The organism is Pseudomonadota bacterium, from assembly GCA_036141575.1.
In the GTDB taxonomy this organism is placed as follows: Bacteria; Pseudomonadota; Alphaproteobacteria; order UBA2136; family JAPKEQ01; genus JAPKEQ01.
Genome location: JAYZXF010000011.1, coordinates 1 through 17,460, shown reverse-complemented (window position 1 = coordinate 17,460; position 17,460 = coordinate 1). Strand labels below are relative to the sequence as shown.

Annotated in this window: 16 protein-coding genes; all 16 read right to left on the bottom strand. The window is 42.0% G+C overall.

Annotated elements, in window-relative coordinates; genetic code table 11:
- Positions 1 to 38 precede the first annotated feature (38 nt).
- Positions 39 to 677, bottom strand: coding sequence for a hypothetical protein (locus VX730_04510; protein ID MEC9291645.1), 639 nt, complete (start codon positions 675 to 677; stop codon positions 39 to 41).
- A gap of 54 nt (positions 678 to 731) precedes the next feature.
- Positions 732 to 1,001 (bottom strand): hypothetical protein, encoded by a 270-nt coding sequence (locus VX730_04505; protein ID MEC9291644.1) that lies wholly within the window; start codon positions 999 to 1,001, stop codon positions 732 to 734.
- A gap of 59 nt (positions 1,002 to 1,060) precedes the next feature.
- Positions 1,061 to 1,417, bottom strand: a complete 357-nt coding sequence (locus VX730_04500) for a hypothetical protein (GenBank protein MEC9291643.1) — start codon at positions 1,415 to 1,417, stop codon at positions 1,061 to 1,063.
- Positions 1,418 to 1,595: 178 nt separating this feature from the next.
- On the bottom strand, positions 1,596 to 3,140 hold the full coding sequence (locus VX730_04495) for a hypothetical protein (protein MEC9291642.1): 1,545 nt from the start codon (positions 3,138 to 3,140) through the stop codon (positions 1,596 to 1,598).
- A gap of 1 nt (position 3,141) precedes the next feature.
- Complete coding sequence (locus VX730_04490) at positions 3,142 to 5,793, bottom strand: hypothetical protein (GenBank protein ID MEC9291641.1); 2,652 nt, start codon at positions 5,791 to 5,793, stop codon at positions 3,142 to 3,144.
- A gap of 73 nt (positions 5,794 to 5,866) precedes the next feature.
- Entirely contained in the window at positions 5,867 to 6,274 is a 408-nt protein-coding gene (locus VX730_04485; GenBank protein MEC9291640.1) for a prepilin peptidase, read from the bottom strand.
- A 2-nt stretch (positions 6,275 to 6,276) separates the two neighbouring features.
- Positions 6,277 to 7,422, bottom strand: a complete 1,146-nt coding sequence (locus tag VX730_04480) for a type II secretion system protein (protein MEC9291639.1) — start codon at positions 7,420 to 7,422, stop codon at positions 6,277 to 6,279.
- 21 nt (positions 7,423 to 7,443) lie between these two features.
- Positions 7,444 to 8,598 (bottom strand): type II secretion system protein, encoded by a 1,155-nt coding sequence (locus VX730_04475; GenBank protein MEC9291638.1) that lies wholly within the window; start codon positions 8,596 to 8,598, stop codon positions 7,444 to 7,446.
- A gap of 20 nt (positions 8,599 to 8,618) precedes the next feature.
- Complete coding sequence (locus tag VX730_04470) at positions 8,619 to 9,605, bottom strand: hypothetical protein (protein MEC9291637.1); 987 nt, start codon at positions 9,603 to 9,605, stop codon at positions 8,619 to 8,621.
- Positions 9,606 to 9,645: 40 nt separating this feature from the next.
- Complete coding sequence (locus VX730_04465) at positions 9,646 to 10,266, bottom strand: hypothetical protein (GenBank protein ID MEC9291636.1); 621 nt, start codon at positions 10,264 to 10,266, stop codon at positions 9,646 to 9,648.
- Positions 10,266 to 10,802 (bottom strand): hypothetical protein, encoded by a 537-nt coding sequence (locus tag VX730_04460; GenBank protein ID MEC9291635.1) that lies wholly within the window; start codon positions 10,800 to 10,802, stop codon positions 10,266 to 10,268. The genes VX730_04465 and VX730_04460 overlap by 1 nt, the downstream gene beginning before the upstream one ends.
- Complete coding sequence (locus VX730_04455; protein MEC9291634.1) at positions 10,799 to 11,941, bottom strand: hypothetical protein; 1,143 nt, start codon at positions 11,939 to 11,941, stop codon at positions 10,799 to 10,801. The genes VX730_04460 and VX730_04455 overlap by 4 nt, the downstream gene beginning before the upstream one ends.
- 1 nt (position 11,942) lies before the next feature.
- Positions 11,943 to 13,028: a type II secretion system F family protein gene (locus VX730_04450; protein MEC9291633.1), complete on the bottom strand. Its 1,086-nt coding sequence runs from the start codon at positions 13,026 to 13,028 to the stop codon at positions 11,943 to 11,945.
- A 47-nt stretch (positions 13,029 to 13,075) separates the two neighbouring features.
- Positions 13,076 to 15,199, bottom strand: coding sequence for an ATPase, T2SS/T4P/T4SS family (locus tag VX730_04445; protein MEC9291632.1), 2,124 nt, complete (start codon positions 15,197 to 15,199; stop codon positions 13,076 to 13,078).
- A 15-nt stretch (positions 15,200 to 15,214) separates the two neighbouring features.
- The gene (locus VX730_04440; GenBank protein ID MEC9291631.1) at positions 15,215 to 15,823 is read right to left on the bottom strand and encodes a hypothetical protein; all 609 of its coding nucleotides are present in this window, start codon (positions 15,821 to 15,823) and stop codon (positions 15,215 to 15,217) included.
- A gap of 65 nt (positions 15,824 to 15,888) precedes the next feature.
- On the bottom strand, positions 15,889 to 17,460 hold a 1,572-nt coding region (locus VX730_04435), incomplete at its 5' end, for a hypothetical protein (protein MEC9291630.1).

The following is a 17,460-nucleotide window of genomic DNA, read 5'->3' as shown; positions in this document are numbered from 1 at the left end:
TCCCAGAAGAAAGCTTTTTCCCTTAAACCTTATGGCAATCACGATGGCGTTTTCTCTATTTCTGTCGCTTTGTATTCTTTAAGCACAAATCCAAACGGGTTGTCCTTACCAATAAAAGCTGGAAGTAATTTCATTTGAATTCTAACAGGCACAGCTTCCACAACAGAGCCACCAATAATATACTGGCTAAGACCTCTCATTGTGACTTGGTAAACCGTTTCATCCAAGTTTCGCCCATCACCAAGAGTTTCAACCTTAAAAGAATCTCTATCTTCAATAAAAATTGAGCTTTGTTCATCATTTCGGACTTGCAAAATTTTAGATTTAAATGCTTGATCCGTCACTTTTCGAAGATCTTTCACAAAAAAGCTTCTCGCTTCTTTATATTGCGACTCAATATTTGCAAATGTATATGTGCTCAAACTTTGTACAACAAATGAAGAGAACTCACGTAGCAGCATATCAGGCTGCGTTGGCTGATAAATACCAGAAATGCTTCCTGGCACAACATAAACCTTAAGTTCGTTTCTCAAACGCTCGTACTCAACTTTAATCTCTGAGTTTGCCTTAACGAAATAGAATAAAATTGCGATTAAAACAAAAATCACACCAAGAAGCACACCAGCAAGACGGTGCGCGCGCTCTAGAGAACTTCCAGCTCGAGCCAAAAAATCCATTTATACAGAAATCCAGTTTTATTTATTATTGGAAATAGTGTCGCCGATATTGGGCTAAATTTCAAATTTTTTTGCTTTTTTTGGGTTTGGCACCATCTTACCAATCGAAAAATAACGATACCACCAACGGAATGCCATTCCTTCAGGCTTGTTTGCTGTAAATTTATACATTACATAAACAGCAAGCCCCCCTGCCCCAATAGAAACAAAAGGCTTATGAATCAGAAACATTAGACCATAATATGTCACAAGGAACGCAACAACGTACTCTGCCATACGGTTAGGCTTATCAATATTTCTAGGGACGGGACGTGTACTACTCATAAATTAACTATAAGCCAAAAAAAAAGTGGCCGCAAGCGGCCACTTTTTTATATGTAGTCTTACTTGGCCACAGCTGCAGCATCAAGAATTGCCGTAGTATCGTCTGTCGCACCAGTCGCAGCAAACATTGTTGCAAAACCGTCCTGCATACCACTGAAGATACCTGGGAATGCTGTAATCGCAACACCACCAACAATCATGATAACGCCCCAGCTAGACTGCTGTACAAGCCATGTGTACAGACCTAATAGTGCAATACCAAGACCAATTAGAGTACCAACGTTACCAGCAATAACATCACGGATATCTCCAAGAGCATCATCACCAGTTGCCGCGTTTGCCATTTCCGGCATCAGTGTAAATAGCACTGCTACAAGACCAGCAAACATCATCATTGAGAATTTTTTTGAAATCATTTTAATATTTCCTCGTTTTTACCTAAACAAAGCATAACCCTAAGGTTTTGCTCTCCCTACATGTAAAAGTATTGGAGTCACACACCCAAAAATCAAGTATGAAGTGTATTTTTTTTATTTTTTCCTTAAAAAACAGCTGCTTTAAAAAAGAAGTGGCGCATTTTAGCCACAAACAGCCTTACTTATCCCAAACCCCTACTAGAAGGAGTTGCGTTGCATCGAACTGTTGGAATGATAACTGAACACCATGTTCTGTTTTTACACGGTTTGCAATATAACTTAACAGCTCATCCAAACGAGACTCAGCCGCAATTGTCCACTTTTCTTCCAGTACGTACTTCCTATTCTCAGGAAGCTCAAACTGAGTGCGCCACCCTGGTGCACGTGTATTAATGGCTGTAAATACACTCTCTAGGATTTCTGGGATCGTTTTATCTTCTTCATAGATGGCAAGCTCAATGTCTTCTAATCGAAGGTTTCCTTGTCTATCTACAAGAGGGATATCTGTCCATTCATTAACAAGAGCTGTCGTGCCTGAAAGCAGCTTAGCCTCAGACCTGTTAAACACTGTCTTAGAAAGAGGTGTTAGCCCTGGAATAATAATCTGACGACCTCCTGATAGCGTATGCGCACGCGCCATAATACTATCGGCCTCATCACGCAGACGCTCAGCCTCACGCTCCATAGATGCCTTTTCTTGCATTTTAGCAGCAAAGGCTAGGCGTTCAGCTTCAGCAATCTTAGACGCTGCCTCCAAAACAAGCTCTTGTCGGCCTTTCTCTGCCATAGCCTCAGCAATCTTTAGATCCGTACTCAAGCGCTCAAGCTGCTGTGTGTAAACATCTTGCTTACGCGCCATCTGATGATCCATAGCTTGTTTTTGCTTCTCTAGCTCAATAATACGAGCTGCTTGCTCTTCAAGCTTAGAACGTAGGTGGCTATGTTCCTGCTCTTGTTGACGGCGACGCGCTTCTGACTCAAGGCGTGTTTTATCAAGCATCGCAAGGGCTTCTTCATTGCGTTCCTGCTTAGATTCATCCTCAACCTCAAGGTTACGCAACTTTGCAAGCAAGCGCTGAATCTCTTTTTGGTGAGCTGCAATAATTGCAGTGTCTTTCATACGATCAAGATCTCTCACGTTAGCCAGCAGCTTTTCAGATTCTTTTAAAAGAAGTGTGCGTTCACGATTTTCCTGCCAATCACTCACAGTCTTTGTGTAAGGATCTGCTGTATTACGTGCAATCTGTACCTTAGCTGCTTGGGTTTGTGGCTTTAGAGAAAAGTCACTCGGAAGAACAGCCTCTTCACCCTCAAGGGCAATAACAATATTTTTAGACTTAGTTTGGCTTTGAATTGGTGCCCCCTTAAAGTCTGTAAACTTAATCTGAATGGCAGGGTCCGCAGATCGTTGCCCTTCTGGAGTTTGGCCATCAAAAATAATTTCTGCGTGACCACAGTGCTCTCTTGCTGATTCATAAAGCTCAGCATGCCTAGACGTACTACTTTGTACTGCAATTTCTAAAGGTAATGTATTATCGCAGTCTTTATACTCTGTTTTTGAGTGCTCGTATTCAACAATCTCAGATTCAGCAACAAGAATACCACCACCATATTTATGTTCACGAGGCTTGGCCTCACTTACCATTTTATGGGGAGCAATAGAGACCCCACCACAGCCAGAAAGCAGCACCAAAGCTGTCATACATACAGATTTTTTAAACATGCTATTCACTGTCAGTTACCAATACAATTCGTTCTTTATCAAACATATTGAAAGAAAGTTTAAATCCACGGTAGTTAAACATATAGCTAGAAATGTAATTTGCAAAGTCTGCAAAGGATGTTTCAGCATTTAAACTGAATTTCTCATTCAAAATATCTTGGTTTTCAGATCTCAACTTCCACTTCAACTCCCACTTACCTGTAAACGGCGTTGCAGAGTGGAGCACATCCCCAAGAATATCTTCCAGAGTATCATTTTCAGCGTGCACAACAACTTGGTAGTCCTGCAAATCAATCCAGTTCTCCATTGAGGTTTCAGCGACATATCCCTCTGGCAAATGTGTTACATGAATATCATTTGTAATATCACCATTCACTGACGGGGGCTGAAGGATAGCAACCCTTAGGTTCTCAGAGCTGATATTTTCACCATTTTGTACAGCTTCAAACTGTGTGCGCTGCTCCAAAAGATCCGCGCTGTTACGTGTAAAGCCTGCAGAGTTCTTAATTGAGAAGATTTTCTCTTCAAGATCTGACTTCAAAGCATCTAGGTCAACTTTACTTGCCATATCAGCCTTTACAGCACCAATATCGCTTTGAAGGGCAGCAAGCCTCTCTTCAACCATTGTCGTCGCATTATCTACATCACTCTTTTGTGCAGCAGCAGCTCTAAGAGCGTGTAGCTCATCTGTAAAGCTATCTAATTTTTGCTGTAAACCTGCTTGTGATTTAACGTAGTTATCAAAACGTACATCGCCTTGACCTTGAACATAATCAAAGTGAGTTCTTAGTGCCTGAATATCTGTACCCACACGTGAAAGCTCACGGTTAAGAGCTAGACGCGCATCAGCATCACGCAAACGATCGCGCTCCATCTGCTCCTGAACCATATTCAAACTCTCATTAATACCGTCAGACGTCACAATCATAAGAGCATTTGTTGCATCAAGTGCATTTTGACTTGCTGCAAGCTGTGTATTCACAAGCTCTCTTGCCGCATCAATATCACTCTTCGTCGCTGAAATTTGACGAAGCGCTGTAAACTCATCATTCAAGCTCGCAAGCTGGTTTTGAATAGAGTCACGTAGTGCACGTGTCTGACCCAACCCATCGTCAAGACCATCTTTCATGTAATCAACAGCCGCATTTAGAGCTGTAATTTCAATACCAACCTCATGAATTTTTTCATCAAGGGCACTTTGCGCACGTTGATCCATCGACTGACCAGAAAGAACTTGGTTTTGTAGAAGAGCAATACTCTCATTCAAGTGATTTGCACGTGCTTCAACAAGTGCACGTGTCGCACCAACATCACCTTTACTTGCAGAAACCTTACGCAGCTCTGTAAATTCATTATTCAAGCTCGCAAGCTGAGCTTGAAGAGCTGTTTGTGCGGCCGCAGAAACACTATTTTGACTATCTAGCTGATATTGAATCGCATCAATGCCTTTAGATAAGGCCGTTACGCGATCAACAACACGGCGCTGCTCATAAGTCATTTCACGGTTTTTATCCGCAAAAGCTTTTACACCTTCAATATGGTTTTGCATTGCAAGAAGACGACCTTCAATCGCACGATTCTGTGCTTGAATATCATCTTTTCTCGCTGCTGCAGTTTCTAAACCATCAATGGTGTAAGAAAGCTTATTAAGCGCCTCTCTTGTCCAAGTATCAGACAAGGCAAACTCGCTACGGCGTACTGCATCTGCGCCAAGAATATCAAGTTGCTTGCTTAAACTTGCCACCATTGTTTCAAATGATTTTGATGTTTGCAGAACATCATCTTCACGAGCAAACTGCGTCAACTCACCTTCAAGATCTGTAATTTTACCAATCAGACTTTTACGCTCAGATTCAAGCATGGCAAGCCTACGCTCATTATCAAGAGCACTACGTTTTTGAAGCTCAGCTGTTTGTAAAAGTTCATGACGGCGAATTTCATCAAGCTTCTTACGAATCTCAAGCTCTTCCATGAAAGATTCTGCACGCGCATCTCTAGCAGCCTGACGACGTTCTTCATTAATACGCTTATCCAGCTCTTGTTTTTGTGCAAGAGCTGCAATCTCATCTTTAAGAACCTGCTTTGAAGCCTCAACCTGCCTCAGGTTAGATTTAAGACCAGAGATTTCACCCACAAGGGCCTGGCGTTCTTTGGCGTTTGCATCAAAGAGCATTTGAATTTCTTTAGCACTTGCGTCAGACATTCTTTGAAGTTTGTTATTAAACCCGGCAAGCGTCTCCGCACGTTCACGCTGATATGCATCTTGCGTTGCTGCAAATTGGCTCTTTAAAGCGCCCACTTCTTGCTTCAAACGTTCAGTTTCTGCAACAACTTCTCTTGGAGGTGCTGCATCTTGCGTTTTACGCATGAAAATTTTGCCTTTTTGAATTGTAGGCTCAATATCGAAAACAACTTCGTTTTCAAAATAATATTTAGAGTAATCTTGGATTGATGGCTTTTTAGGTGTTGCTGTAATTTGAGTTTGTCCAACAACTTCACCCTGAACAGCGCCCTTATTTACAAAAGAAATATTTGGAGAAACCTCTCCAGTATTAGAGGCAGCATCAATAGGGGCTCCACACCCCGCCAATAGCCAAACAGACGCCATCATAGGCGTAGTTACCCATAGAAACTTACGATAAGGCATAGTCATGATTTAAAAATCCGACGTCCTAAATTTTGTTTTTATTATCTGTAGAATACGCAAGATTATACGTTTTGACTACTTATTCCTGATGAATCGCTGTCTTTTTATGCAAAAGATATGAAAACCTATAAAGAGCCAGCCACCAAAATGCCACAGTAATTGAAGCCCACACAAAACTATGTGTCGCAAAATATATAACCGGATAGCCGGCACCTGCCAAAACCTCAATCACAACATAAATAATAGAGAATCGTGCACCACACTTACGACATTTACCACGAAACATAAGGTAAGAAATAACTGGTATTAAATCGATTGCCTTAAGCGTTCGTCCACAGGAGCCACATTGGCTTGGAGGGGTGCGCAAGCTCATACCTATAGCCACCCGATACCCCATACAATGTATAAAAGATCCCATAATAGTGCCGAAAGCGAACAGAGCAAACGCTCCATATAGTGGAAATTCCTGAAGCAATAAATCAAACATCTTTAAGGAGCAACACTCACACGACGCGGGTTAGATTGGTAAAATAATGGCATTTTTTCCCATTTCCTTGTCGTATGATCAAAATATTTATCCAGTGGATTACAACAATAACGGCTTGGAAGACCCAAAATAGACATAAGAGCGACCATACCATCTTTACGGTTACGAATAATAGCTTGGCTTGCGCCATCTGTATTATAAATACGGTTACGCAACGTACCCACAGCACCAGTCGCCGTTCTTACTTCGTCCTGAATATATCGACTCCCTAACAAAACAACATCATAGTCTGCCATAACCTCACCTGTTGAAGGTGGAACAAATATCTGAGTATCCGGCATAACAGTTGCCACAGCATTCCCTGGCGCAGTGTTGGTTCTAATATCTGAATAACAGTTATATATTGAGTATGTGAGAGACACATGGTTATCCTGACACTCTCGCTCAATAATTGTTTCAGCACGCTTCCTTGTCTGATAAGCAAACTGATCCAAAGCCTCTTCTATTGATGAAATCTGCAAGAGGAGCGAGTTATAAGACTGAGTTTTAACGGAGGCATCTGTATATTTGGTAATAATGTCATCTGAGCCTGCTGCCGCAACAAGAGAGTCATAGTCATTAATTGTAAAGGCTGGCGCACCATCAACATCTGCAAGACTTGTTGGCGCTACATTATCACAAGGCGGTGCAGGGTTAGCTTCCACACCAAAACATCCATCAGCTCCAAGAGAGACTACAGCAATGTAGTAGACATTATATGTTCCACCTGCGAAGTTTACAGTTGATGTATCTGTTAAGAGCAAACGAGTTTGATCAAACTCATCCGTTTGCATATCACTTAAAGAAAGGTTTGTTACAGTTGTATCACTCGAAAATACCGTGCTGACACGTGTCCAAGCATTATTAAAGTTAGGAGCATTCAAAATATTGGCAGTTGCCGGAAGTGTTGGAAATTCTCCAACAGCACTTAAGTACGACTCAAACGCATCAACAATCTCAATTTGCCTGTTTAACTCTTCCTTTTCTTTACCTTTCAGCAAGTAACTGCTCAAACTTGGGTAAAGCGATGTAATAAGCACAGCAAGGATTGCCATCACCAGAATTACATCTGGAAGGGTAAAGCCTTTGTTTTTTTGCTGATATGTCATATATGCTACCCCTTTAACCTCTTAGCATCGTGCTTCAATGCTCACAATTGGTGGCTTCTTAATATCTCCAAGCCAAGGCCTGTTCGCACGCACACAATCTGATCCTGAATTTGCAGGAAGTGAGTAATAATAGAAAGGTTCACCGTCTGAAGTACAACAGTAATCATCAGGCAGACCAATAATGCGCATAAGCCTAACCATTGCAGCCCCACGGTTGTTTCGGTTTGCTGCGTTATGTGAGTTTGAAATAAAGTTTTCTGTATTCGCCGTATGGGGATTAAATTCAGCAATAGAGTTTGCAGCAACGTCTACACCATCAGTAAATGTAAGGTTTGTTGCATAAGCCGTGTTGGTACGATCAGACCCTGGGCCAGCACTACGTCCATAAACGTTTCTTCGAGAGTTGTTACTATCCACTTGGTCGGCAGGGTAAAATACAATCTTGTTTTCATCTTGCTGATTACCTGCGGCAAACTCACCTGCATAACACGCCAGAAGATCGTTACTGTATGTCGTCGTACGAGGTGCCGTTGTACACCAGTTTTCTTTCACTGTAATATATTCGGCAAAACGCGCTTCAGCGTAAGCTTCCAAACGCCTCTCAATAGCCTCTAACTTCTTCACCGCGTCATCAATAACCGCAATTTTTTGCGGGTAATCTGTAAATTTAATAAGGTAATCATCACCAGCAGCGGCAAGGTTAGCGTAGTTTGCAGCCGTTAAGTTTGCGCCAAACCCACCAGCACCAGGGAAAGCTGTACCTTGCGCCGTATCACGTGCTTTATTTACCCCAGTTGAAAGGGCTGCAAAGTAGTTTACAGTAATAGAAACACCTCGGTATGTATCAAAAGCAACAGCATGTTCTAACAGAAGTGGCTGCCCCCACTCATCTTCAGCAATACGGTTCCTTGGGAGTCGCGTGTAAGGACTTAGATAGTTAATCAAGGTATTGCTTACATCTGTAAGTACAGCACCATCAGCACGAATTGCATCAGCGTCTTTTGCACGCGCCTCAACAGCAAGCTGAATGTCTTTCATGTTTGCTTCTTGAATTTTAGCGGCATTAAACTGTATCAGCCTTGTAATATCTGGAAAAACCATCGTTAAGAAAATCCCCAAAACCACAACAACTAGAATCATCTCTGGCAGTGTAAAACCTGCGCTTTTCTTTTGCATATCTTTCAAAACCCTACCCCTTAGTTTGAAACAATTGAGCGTCCATCAATCGTACGCATATAGTTAATATTCCACCCAATAAGTGCTGGCGCACCTGCTGCAGACAGATTAATTCCCACTTGAGCAGTAAATGCATTTGTTCTGTTAATCGTCACAACATTAGCAGGTGGCGTAATATTAAAAAGCGGTGCTCCATTAAAGTATACCGACCCACCAACAGCTGCAACGCCAGCCGTTCCGTCTGGTAATGTTGGGTACCCTGCTAGACCTGTAAGTGATGGAGCCGTCAACCACTCATTTAAACTTGCGTTATCAAAGCCAAATGTTGGATCTGCAGCAAAACGCCCCGCGTTATAGGTTTCAATTTGTGGTAAAAATTCCGCATATTGATCTGAATAGTCCGTTTGAATAAGACCAATCACACCATCCACTGCCTTTGTTAAAATATTCCACGTTCTCGCCATTGCATCATACGTGCTAAACACATACAGAATATCATCTGAACCAGCAGAGACCTCCATTGCTGTAATATTATTGGTATTCACAGTTGCCAGCGTTGATGAAGCCTCAAACCCTTTGTTAGGACCTGCAGAAATATATGCAAATGTTGTAATAGGCGCCTGCACACCTGCATCTAAAAATCTATAGCTTGTTGAGTAATAAACGCGCATAGGCGTCCCCCAAGGGTCAGTACGTAACTGATCTTCACTCCAGTTTACATAGTCGAGAAGGGCCGCATTAAAGCCATCTCTAGCTGCCCGCGTTGTCGCATTTTGTGAAAATTCATTCGAAACACCATTTCGAAAATGGTTGTGAAGATATCTAAGATCAGCTTGATTGGCTAAAATACCATTATTTGTGCCGCGCTCAATATCTAAAAACATGCTCTCAACTTGAGCAATACTATCAAGTTTATTCTGCATAGCGGAACGCGTCAAAGTGGTTGTAAGCCCCATAACAATAGAGAATACAAACATAAATACGCCCATGATATAGATAACTTGCACAAAAAACCTCCTTTTACCCTAGTATTTATGAGGTTTCACACTAACTCATATGCTCAAATAAAATGACATATGTTTTGTTATTGTTATCTTTAAAAACAACACTTCTCTCTTCAATACGATCTAAACGAAGTTTAAACCTTCCAATCTCAGCAAGCTTAATATCAATTTTCTGCTGAACGCTCTCAGATAGATCAGGGCTCAAAGATCTCAAGTAGCCGACAAGGCCAACAAGACGGTCTACAGCCTGAACGGGAACTTTAAGCTCTTCTCCAGACCCGACCCACTGGTTATCAATCAGCGCAGAGTTACCTCTTTCACCTTTAATAACACCACTGACAACAACATTACTCAAATCAGGATTGAAGGCTGTCTCTGAAAGAAGGATATCTCTAATTTCAGCTAAAATTTCTGCGGCTTTTTTATTGCGCGCCTCACGTTCAATCAAGCTCGGATCATAAATAATTTCTGGCTCTTTAAAAACTTCAACAATTTCTACCTTTGGAGGCTCTACGTAAGGAAACGGGGATCTTTCTCCATTGTAAGCAGGCATCGAAACGTCTGTTTCATCCGCAAGTACACGCCAAAACGGCTCAGCAGATTGAGAGAAAGAAGAGGCAGCATAACAGGTAAATACTGCGACCAAACATACTTTACGAAGCATTATCTCTTTCTCCTAATAATATTTCTCTTATAGGCTTGCCCTTTATCTAGAGCAAACATTTTGGCTGCAACCTTAACCCGAACAAGTGAGCCTGGTTCATCAACATGCTCAATTTCAATATCTTTCAGAACAATGCGCTCATTTTCATAAAGTTCATCTAGCTTCTTTTGCATTTGCTTGTATGGCATCGTTCCTTTTAGATCAAACCCACGCTCATAAATTTGAACACTCCCTACTGGCAAATATATTTTTGTTCCAGGAACAAACTCAAAAGATCGATCTTCTTCAAGGGATAGGAACTTCAAAATATCCAAACGCGTCGCATCTTGCTCATGAAGTGTTAGCTCATCAATATACTTTAGCTTTTCAGCCATTGATTGAATTGATTCGCGCTGCAAAATAAGAAGCTTTTTAGTTTGTAACTGCGAGTTAATTTGAAGCTGCTTATCTGATGTTTTATTATAAATCAGGTATGAAGCCCCCATAAGCACCACAAGCACTAAAATCCATAACCGTCTAAAACCTGAACGCGTCATTTTTGTGCCCCCAGTTGCATTTTAATAGACAGATCTAGCGTCGCCATATCCGAGCTGGTTCTTGTAATCTCTCTCACATGCTCTCTATTTTTCAAAACAGAAGCCGCCACCCTTTCTTGGTCTACAAGCATTTGGGGCGTCTCTGTACCAACAGTAGCAATTGTTAAAATTTCTTTATTATTTCTATAACCAAGAATTCCAGGAACAGCTTTACCGCCACCCTGACTAACTCTACCATTTACATCCTGATAAGAAACTTTCATTTCTTCCAAATTGCCAAACATTGCTGCAATCGTACCTGTTTCATGAATCAGTGAAGAAGGTTTAACTGTCTTTTCCTGTTTAATTAGCTTTAGTACTGAATCAGGATCTGCAATCTGTCCCAGAACCATCTGCCTCTGCATTTCACGAATCTGGCCTCTAATCATGGCATTTTCTTCTTCAACAGAGGTCAGCTCAAAGTAACTTTTTGCAAAAATACCTGTTGCTGCTGCCATCATAATAAAACCGCACAAAAAACCTAAAAGCATAACAAGACCAAAGTCTCTATGCTGGTAAACAGGCTTAACTTTAGCAACTTTGAGGCTTGAAAATGGCATAACCTCAATATCAAAAGGTTCTAAGTTATCCTTTAAGTTGCCTTCAGATTGAGGGCAGTTTTCAACGGCAACACAAATACGCTCCCTCACCCCTTTTACAAGGCGGTCAGAAATTGTCCCAATTAAAAAGTCTGCGAGGTCCTCACCATCTGCATCAAACTTCGTATAAACCCAACTGGCAACACCTTCATCAGATAGAATTCGCTCACCATATACGACCCAACGATCGTTAAACACGTAGTAAAAAACACTATAACCTTCTGGAAGGAAATCTTTTGGTAAGTAAACAGAAACAGAAGAACGGCGCTCTGTTACACTCTCGTTAACAGATCCATAAAACTCTACACTTCTATCCTCAAACATACGCCATAGCGGTTGCTCAGCACCATCTAGCCCTACGCGAGATTTCACAGCACCTTTTGAAGGGTTTTGAATATCATTATAGCGGCGTGTCACAGCATTATTGGGCACAAACATGCCGACTGCATCACCTTTATCAGGTAATGGAACGTGAACTCCGGCGGATGAAATTAAAAACATTTTATGAGTACTCCATCAGTGCAATCATCGGGGTTACAAGAGTTGTGTACATACTCATAAGGAACATTGGCATAAGAAGCCCCATAACAATCATCATAAGTGCTGATACACTTTTCTTAACAATACGTTCATAATCATTTAGAAATGGTGTCTTTAGATCTTCCACCCTTTCTGCAATCATACCTGTTTTCTCTCCTGCCTCTACAGCACTTCTAAAGGCCCCTTTAAAAGGAACACCCTCTAAAACTTCACCAAGGCGGTATCCTTGTTCGTGATCAATGGCAGCTCGGCTAAAAATACCTTTAATTTTTGAGTTATCTAAAAGTTCTGCAATCGCTTTTAATACCTCTGGTAATGGCATGCCAGCACGTACAAGTGCAGGCATAAAGTACACAACCAATACAGAGTTAAAAGAGATAATAATTTTACGAGCAGGGCCAAAACCCATCATCATTTTTTCATAATGAGGCTTTACAAATGAAACCTTTCTCAAAAGGAAGAAAAGAATAGGTGCAGAGAAGAACCCTGTCACAATCCAAGGGTTAGACCTAATCCAAACAGAAAGGTACCAATAGTAACGGATAATACTCGGGAATGAATCAACCTTTGAAGCATCACGTGAAAGTACAGGCTCCATAACCGTCGGCATCATAAATACCAATACACCAATCGACATAAGAATAAGCATAAAACCACCCACAAGTGGCATTGTCAGTTTACCTTTTAGGCTTTTTGTTGCCTTTGCACGCATTTCAAGGGCTTCTACAAGGGCAGGAACAGCAAGACGAAGCTGGTTTGCTTTTTCAGCAGCATCTAAAATAGCAAGTTCTTGGTGCATAAACCCTAAGTTTGATGAACGCAAACCTGCTGTAATCGTTGTTTGACCAGAATGAAATTCATTATATATTTTATCAAACTTAGACTTTAGTGTGCGATATTCATCACGAGAAAATGAGTCACACGTGTTTTTGAGGGCCTCATGCACAGGCATAGAACCACCACCAGATTGTAACCATGAAGCAAGAGATCGGAAAAATTCAATCCGATCATCTAGCGCTAAACTGGTGCGTCCAATTTCAATACCCATAAGGTGTAAAGACTTCCCTCAAATAAAAGTTATAACCTAACTTCATTCTAGGAAATCTCGGTAGACAACTCCAGTACCTTGTCGCTTAATTCCTCTGCATCGGTGATTCCGTACTTCATATGTAGAGTACCCATGTGACCCATCGGCAACCATCCAGCTCTTTTGGCAATATCTTCGAGCTCATCAAAACGCTCATCAACAGTTGCTTCAATCAGCTCTTTATTCGGAACAAGCCATTCCGCAATGGCAATACGGCCATGGTAACCAGAATAGTTACAACTCGGACAGCCATCATGGTTAGCCTTATAAAGAGTCGCACCCTCCATAGGCACTTCATAGCGCTCAAAAACATAGCGTGTATATTCATCAGCTTCTTCTACAGGCACACGACAGTGTGTACATAGGCGACGCACAAGGCGCTGAGCAGTAATACCGCGAATATATGACAGAAGGAACCCATTAATACCAAGTTCTGTAAGCCTTGAAATCGCATCAATAGCTGTATTGGTGTGAAGGGTTGTAAACACAAGGTGACCCGTGTTAGCTGCTTCAAATACAAGCTCAGCCATTTCTTGGTCACGAACCTCACCAAAGATAATAACATCAGGGTCAGCACGCAAAGAAGACTTCAAGAGCTCCATTCCGCTACGTGCATCATCCATATCTGAGATTTCCATTTGTACCGCATATCCTGGTACACGTTTCTCTGGAGGATCTTCAATTGTATGAACACTCAGGCCGCGCCCCATTGGGTTTACACTCACAACAGCCGAGTGAATTGACTCTGTTTTACCAGAACCTGTAGGTCCCGTCCAAAAGATGACACCGTTTGCAGCAGAGGCTGCAGATTTAATTTTTTCAATAAAGTACTCAGGGTAACCCAGTGTTTCCATCGGCATCACGTCTGGCTGTAAACGACGAATAACGATACGAGGTACTGCTCCTTGACGACCAGAATGGGGCTGAATTTGAACACGCCAGTCAAAACCTGCACGTGAAAACGCACCTTTGTTGGGGTGGTTTTGGTTAACCTTTGGCATACGTGCTAAGTTTTCAATACGAACTTTCAACTTCTCAAGCTGATCCTGCGTGATCACCTCTTTAGACTGTACAGCACCATCAATACGGTATTTCAATACAGCTTTAAGTTCTCCACGAATATTGGGGTCAATGTGAATATCAGATGAACGTGCATCAATTGCGGTCGCAACAATACGGTCAAGAAGCGCTTCAGCTTCCATGTTTGAATCAATATTTTCATCATTTGACCCAGAAAGCCAGTAAGCACCACAAACATCTCGCATCGCAAAGTGCCAGAAGAAACGTGTTCTTGGCATCATGTCGCTCAGCTGAGACTCAATCATAATATTTCTAACGCCTTGGTCATATGCTAAGTGAAACTCTGTATAACCATCATTCTCTTTTTTCCAAAGAGGGATGATACGAGGTTCTCGCAACACATCCAAAATACGCCTATCAAGGCTTGATTTTAAATCTAGCGCTTCTGGCGGCACATCCAAGAAAGACATAATTTCACGTCGATTACGTGTACGCGCCATTGCACGAGCAAGCTGAATGTTATTAATAACCTTATTTGCAACAAGTTCCCTCACAGCAAGCTGAGGAATTTTGTTCTCACGCAAAGCCTCAGATAAGTTTGCCTTTGCTGTTGCATCAACACCCAAGTCTTCTGACTTATAAATAAGTTGAAGAGCTCGCTTATAAAAGTCATTTGCTGACTCAATCTTAACCTCTTCTTCTTTAGGATCGGCAATTTGTGATTCATCAATTTTATCAAAATTGCTTTTCTTACGAGAGAAAAGAGGCTTCGGGGAGGCTTTTTCCTCAACTTTAGGCTCTTCCTTAGGTGCTTCAGCCTTAGGCTCTAACACAGAGTCACCTTCAATAGCTGGGAAAAGAGATTTTACAGAACCTGATGGTTTTTTCACCTGACGGCGATTCATAAGGCTTTCTAAAACATCTTCTGATGGCTTTTTAAGAGTAAGAGGTTCTGATGGTACACCAGAATCCTGAACATCAGCTTCTCGTGCTGAAGAAGGAGAAGCAACCACTTCTTCTTCGAGCCAGTTCTCAAACTGACTATTATCAACAAAAGCCTCCCCAGAGCTTTGCTCTGGGGAGATTTTTGGATCTTGTTTTTCTTCTGTCATTAACGAGACTCTAAATTAGAATCTGTTACCACAGAAAGTAATGTCAGCATCGTTGGCTGTCGCAGCAGCAGGCCAGCGTAGACGACCAGCGGCGTTACCATCACCACCATCCAGAGAAGCGTCAGCACGTACAACCTCATCAAGTGTTAGGTCAGCCATTGTGATTACGTAAACACTCTCAGCAACGTTTGTACGGTCACAAACAGAACCAGCAATCGGGCCCGATTCAACAGCAAGTGTTAGGAAACCTGCAGCAGTGTTACCCAGACCGTGCTCTAGACCGGCAGCGTTATCAACGTATGCAGGTAGGGCAGCTTTGTGTTCAGCGGCTTGGAAGCCACCAGCGTTACCTACACTAGCAACGTTTAAGATACGTGCGTTGTTGGCGTTAGTTGGTGCAGCTTGAGCTTCATGTGGCCAGAGTTCATGGCGAGAGTAAAACTCACCAATAGCGCCCTCAACTTGGCGCAGATGAGAAGCAACTTTTGCACCACCAGCACGTTGTAGAAGGTCCCAACCAACTGTTGCAATAATAATTGTAATCAAGATCGCAATAATCGCGATGATAAGAATCGTCTGATCAATCGTGTAACCAGCATTCATTTGTTTTTTAGAATGAGTCATTTAAAATTCCCCTAAAGTTAAAAATATTTCTACCCGTGAGCTTATGAAGCATCACATTAATGGCTTTATTGTAAACGTCTGACTTGTAAAAGAACAAGGAATTCAACCTCTTCATAAGAGATATCCTCTTCGCTCAGTGCCTTTCCTGCAACAGGAAGATCTTTCAGTAAAGGAATTCCAGATTCATTATCAACAGCGACGGTACGGGTCAAACCACCAATAACTTTGACTTCACCGTCGCGCACACGTACCTTCTGGTCAATGAGGCGAGTTGTCGCAATTGGAATACGGTCTGTAAAGTCTTCACCATCAAATGTGTTTGTAATGCTCTCAAAGCGTACAATATCTGTCATTGGAATTTGAAGAGAAACTGTGTGAGCATCCCCTTCTTCTGCAACTTGAGCTGTAACGCTAAATTGGAGTCCCACAAACTGCACACGTTCATTTGATGTCACATTACGTGTTGTAATACCACTATCATCTGTCTCAACAGAACCTTCGCGAATAAAGTAACGTTCATTACGTCCATCAATCAAAGTTGCTGTTTGACGGTCCATCACCTCAATTGTTGGCTGCATAAGCTGGTAGGTTGTACCAAAGCTTTCTACAAGCCTTACAGCAGCATCAAGGTTACTGCCTCTATGTGTAAACACACCGCCAGATGTATCAATAAGTTGAGCAATACGACCTGTAATACTTGAAATAAAGTTACCATTTGCATCGATGTTAGACATTTGTTGAGTAAATGAATTTACTCCTGGCTCGTAACCTAGGCCAACACGACCAGCTTCTCCTAAAGATTCAACACTCGTACCAAACCTAGCACCACTCTCAAAGTCACGTGTCTTAGCAACTGCAATTACGCGAGCTTCAACCATAAGGCGACGACTTGCAATATCCTGGATACGTTTAACAATTTCATCAGCTTCATCAATTGTACTTTGTGGCGCACGCATTTGCACAAGACCAACAGATCTGTTTACACGTACATAACCACACTCAACAGAACCACCATCCTGTGTCGTACCTTCACTATCTTCACTACTGCTATCATCACTTGAACTTGTATCCTCGAGGGGAATCAAAGCTGTTTCAGTTGGGGGGGCAAGAAGCCCATCACTATTAACAGGTGAAGAAACCGCTGAATTCGGCTCACAAGACATATCAATAAGGTCTGTTAAGTTTTGGTACATTTCATGCCAAAGATCACGAGAATATGTGACTTCAACATTCGCACTTCCACCAATTGTGGATGTTGCCCCCCCTTCATCCTCAGCAGCAGTACCACCAAACTCAGAGGCATAGCTTACAACACGACTCTCTTCACGAACAGGCTCATGCAAATCAACAACCCACTCACGAATTGGGAATCCACCAATTGAGAAAAAGTCACCACGATCAACAAGGCTCATACCATGTGGAGCAAGAACCGCCTCAAAAGCATCACTACAAGAGATGTTTTTAAAGCTTGTTGTTACTGTTGTTGTTGCAATTTTTTGCTTGTTTTCACTAATCACAAGGTTCACGTCACACTGGTCAGCAAGACCGCGAACAACCTGTGAGAGGGATACGTTTGTTCCCGGAGAAAACTCTTCGATACGTTTTTCACCAACAGAAGGAAGAACAAGTACACGGCG

Bases quoted from the DNA above. Each gene is read 5' to 3' on its own strand.
- VX730_04510 (MEC9291645.1), bottom strand. From the start codon at position 677: ATGGATTTTTTGGCTCGAGCTGGAAGTTCTCTAGAGCGCGCGCACCGT.
- VX730_04505 (MEC9291644.1), bottom strand. From the start codon at position 1,001: ATGAGTAGTACACGTCCCGTCCCTAGAAATATTGATAAGCCTAACCGT.
- VX730_04500 (MEC9291643.1), bottom strand. From the start codon at position 1,417: ATGATTTCAAAAAAATTCTCAATGATGATGTTTGCTGGTCTTGTAGCA.
- VX730_04495 (MEC9291642.1), bottom strand. From the start codon at position 3,140: ATGTTTAAAAAATCTGTATGTATGACAGCTTTGGTGCTGCTTTCTGGC.
- VX730_04490 (MEC9291641.1), bottom strand. From the start codon at position 5,793: ATGACTATGCCTTATCGTAAGTTTCTATGGGTAACTACGCCTATGATG.
- VX730_04485 (MEC9291640.1), bottom strand. From the start codon at position 6,274: ATGTTTGATTTATTGCTTCAGGAATTTCCACTATATGGAGCGTTTGCT.
- VX730_04480 (MEC9291639.1), bottom strand. From the start codon at position 7,422: ATGACATATCAGCAAAAAAACAAAGGCTTTACCCTTCCAGATGTAATT.
- VX730_04475 (MEC9291638.1), bottom strand. From the start codon at position 8,598: ATGCAAAAGAAAAGCGCAGGTTTTACACTGCCAGAGATGATTCTAGTT.
- VX730_04465 (MEC9291636.1), bottom strand. From the start codon at position 10,266: ATGCTTCGTAAAGTATGTTTGGTCGCAGTATTTACCTGTTATGCTGCC.
- VX730_04460 (MEC9291635.1), bottom strand. From the start codon at position 10,802: ATGACGCGTTCAGGTTTTAGACGGTTATGGATTTTAGTGCTTGTGGTG.
- VX730_04455 (MEC9291634.1), bottom strand. From the start codon at position 11,941: ATGTTTTTAATTTCATCCGCCGGAGTTCACGTTCCATTACCTGATAAA.
- VX730_04450 (MEC9291633.1), bottom strand. From the start codon at position 13,028: ATGGGTATTGAAATTGGACGCACCAGTTTAGCGCTAGATGATCGGATT.
- VX730_04445 (MEC9291632.1), bottom strand. From the start codon at position 15,199: ATGACAGAAGAAAAACAAGATCCAAAAATCTCCCCAGAGCAAAGCTCT.
- VX730_04440 (MEC9291631.1), bottom strand. From the start codon at position 15,823: ATGACTCATTCTAAAAAACAAATGAATGCTGGTTACACGATTGATCAG.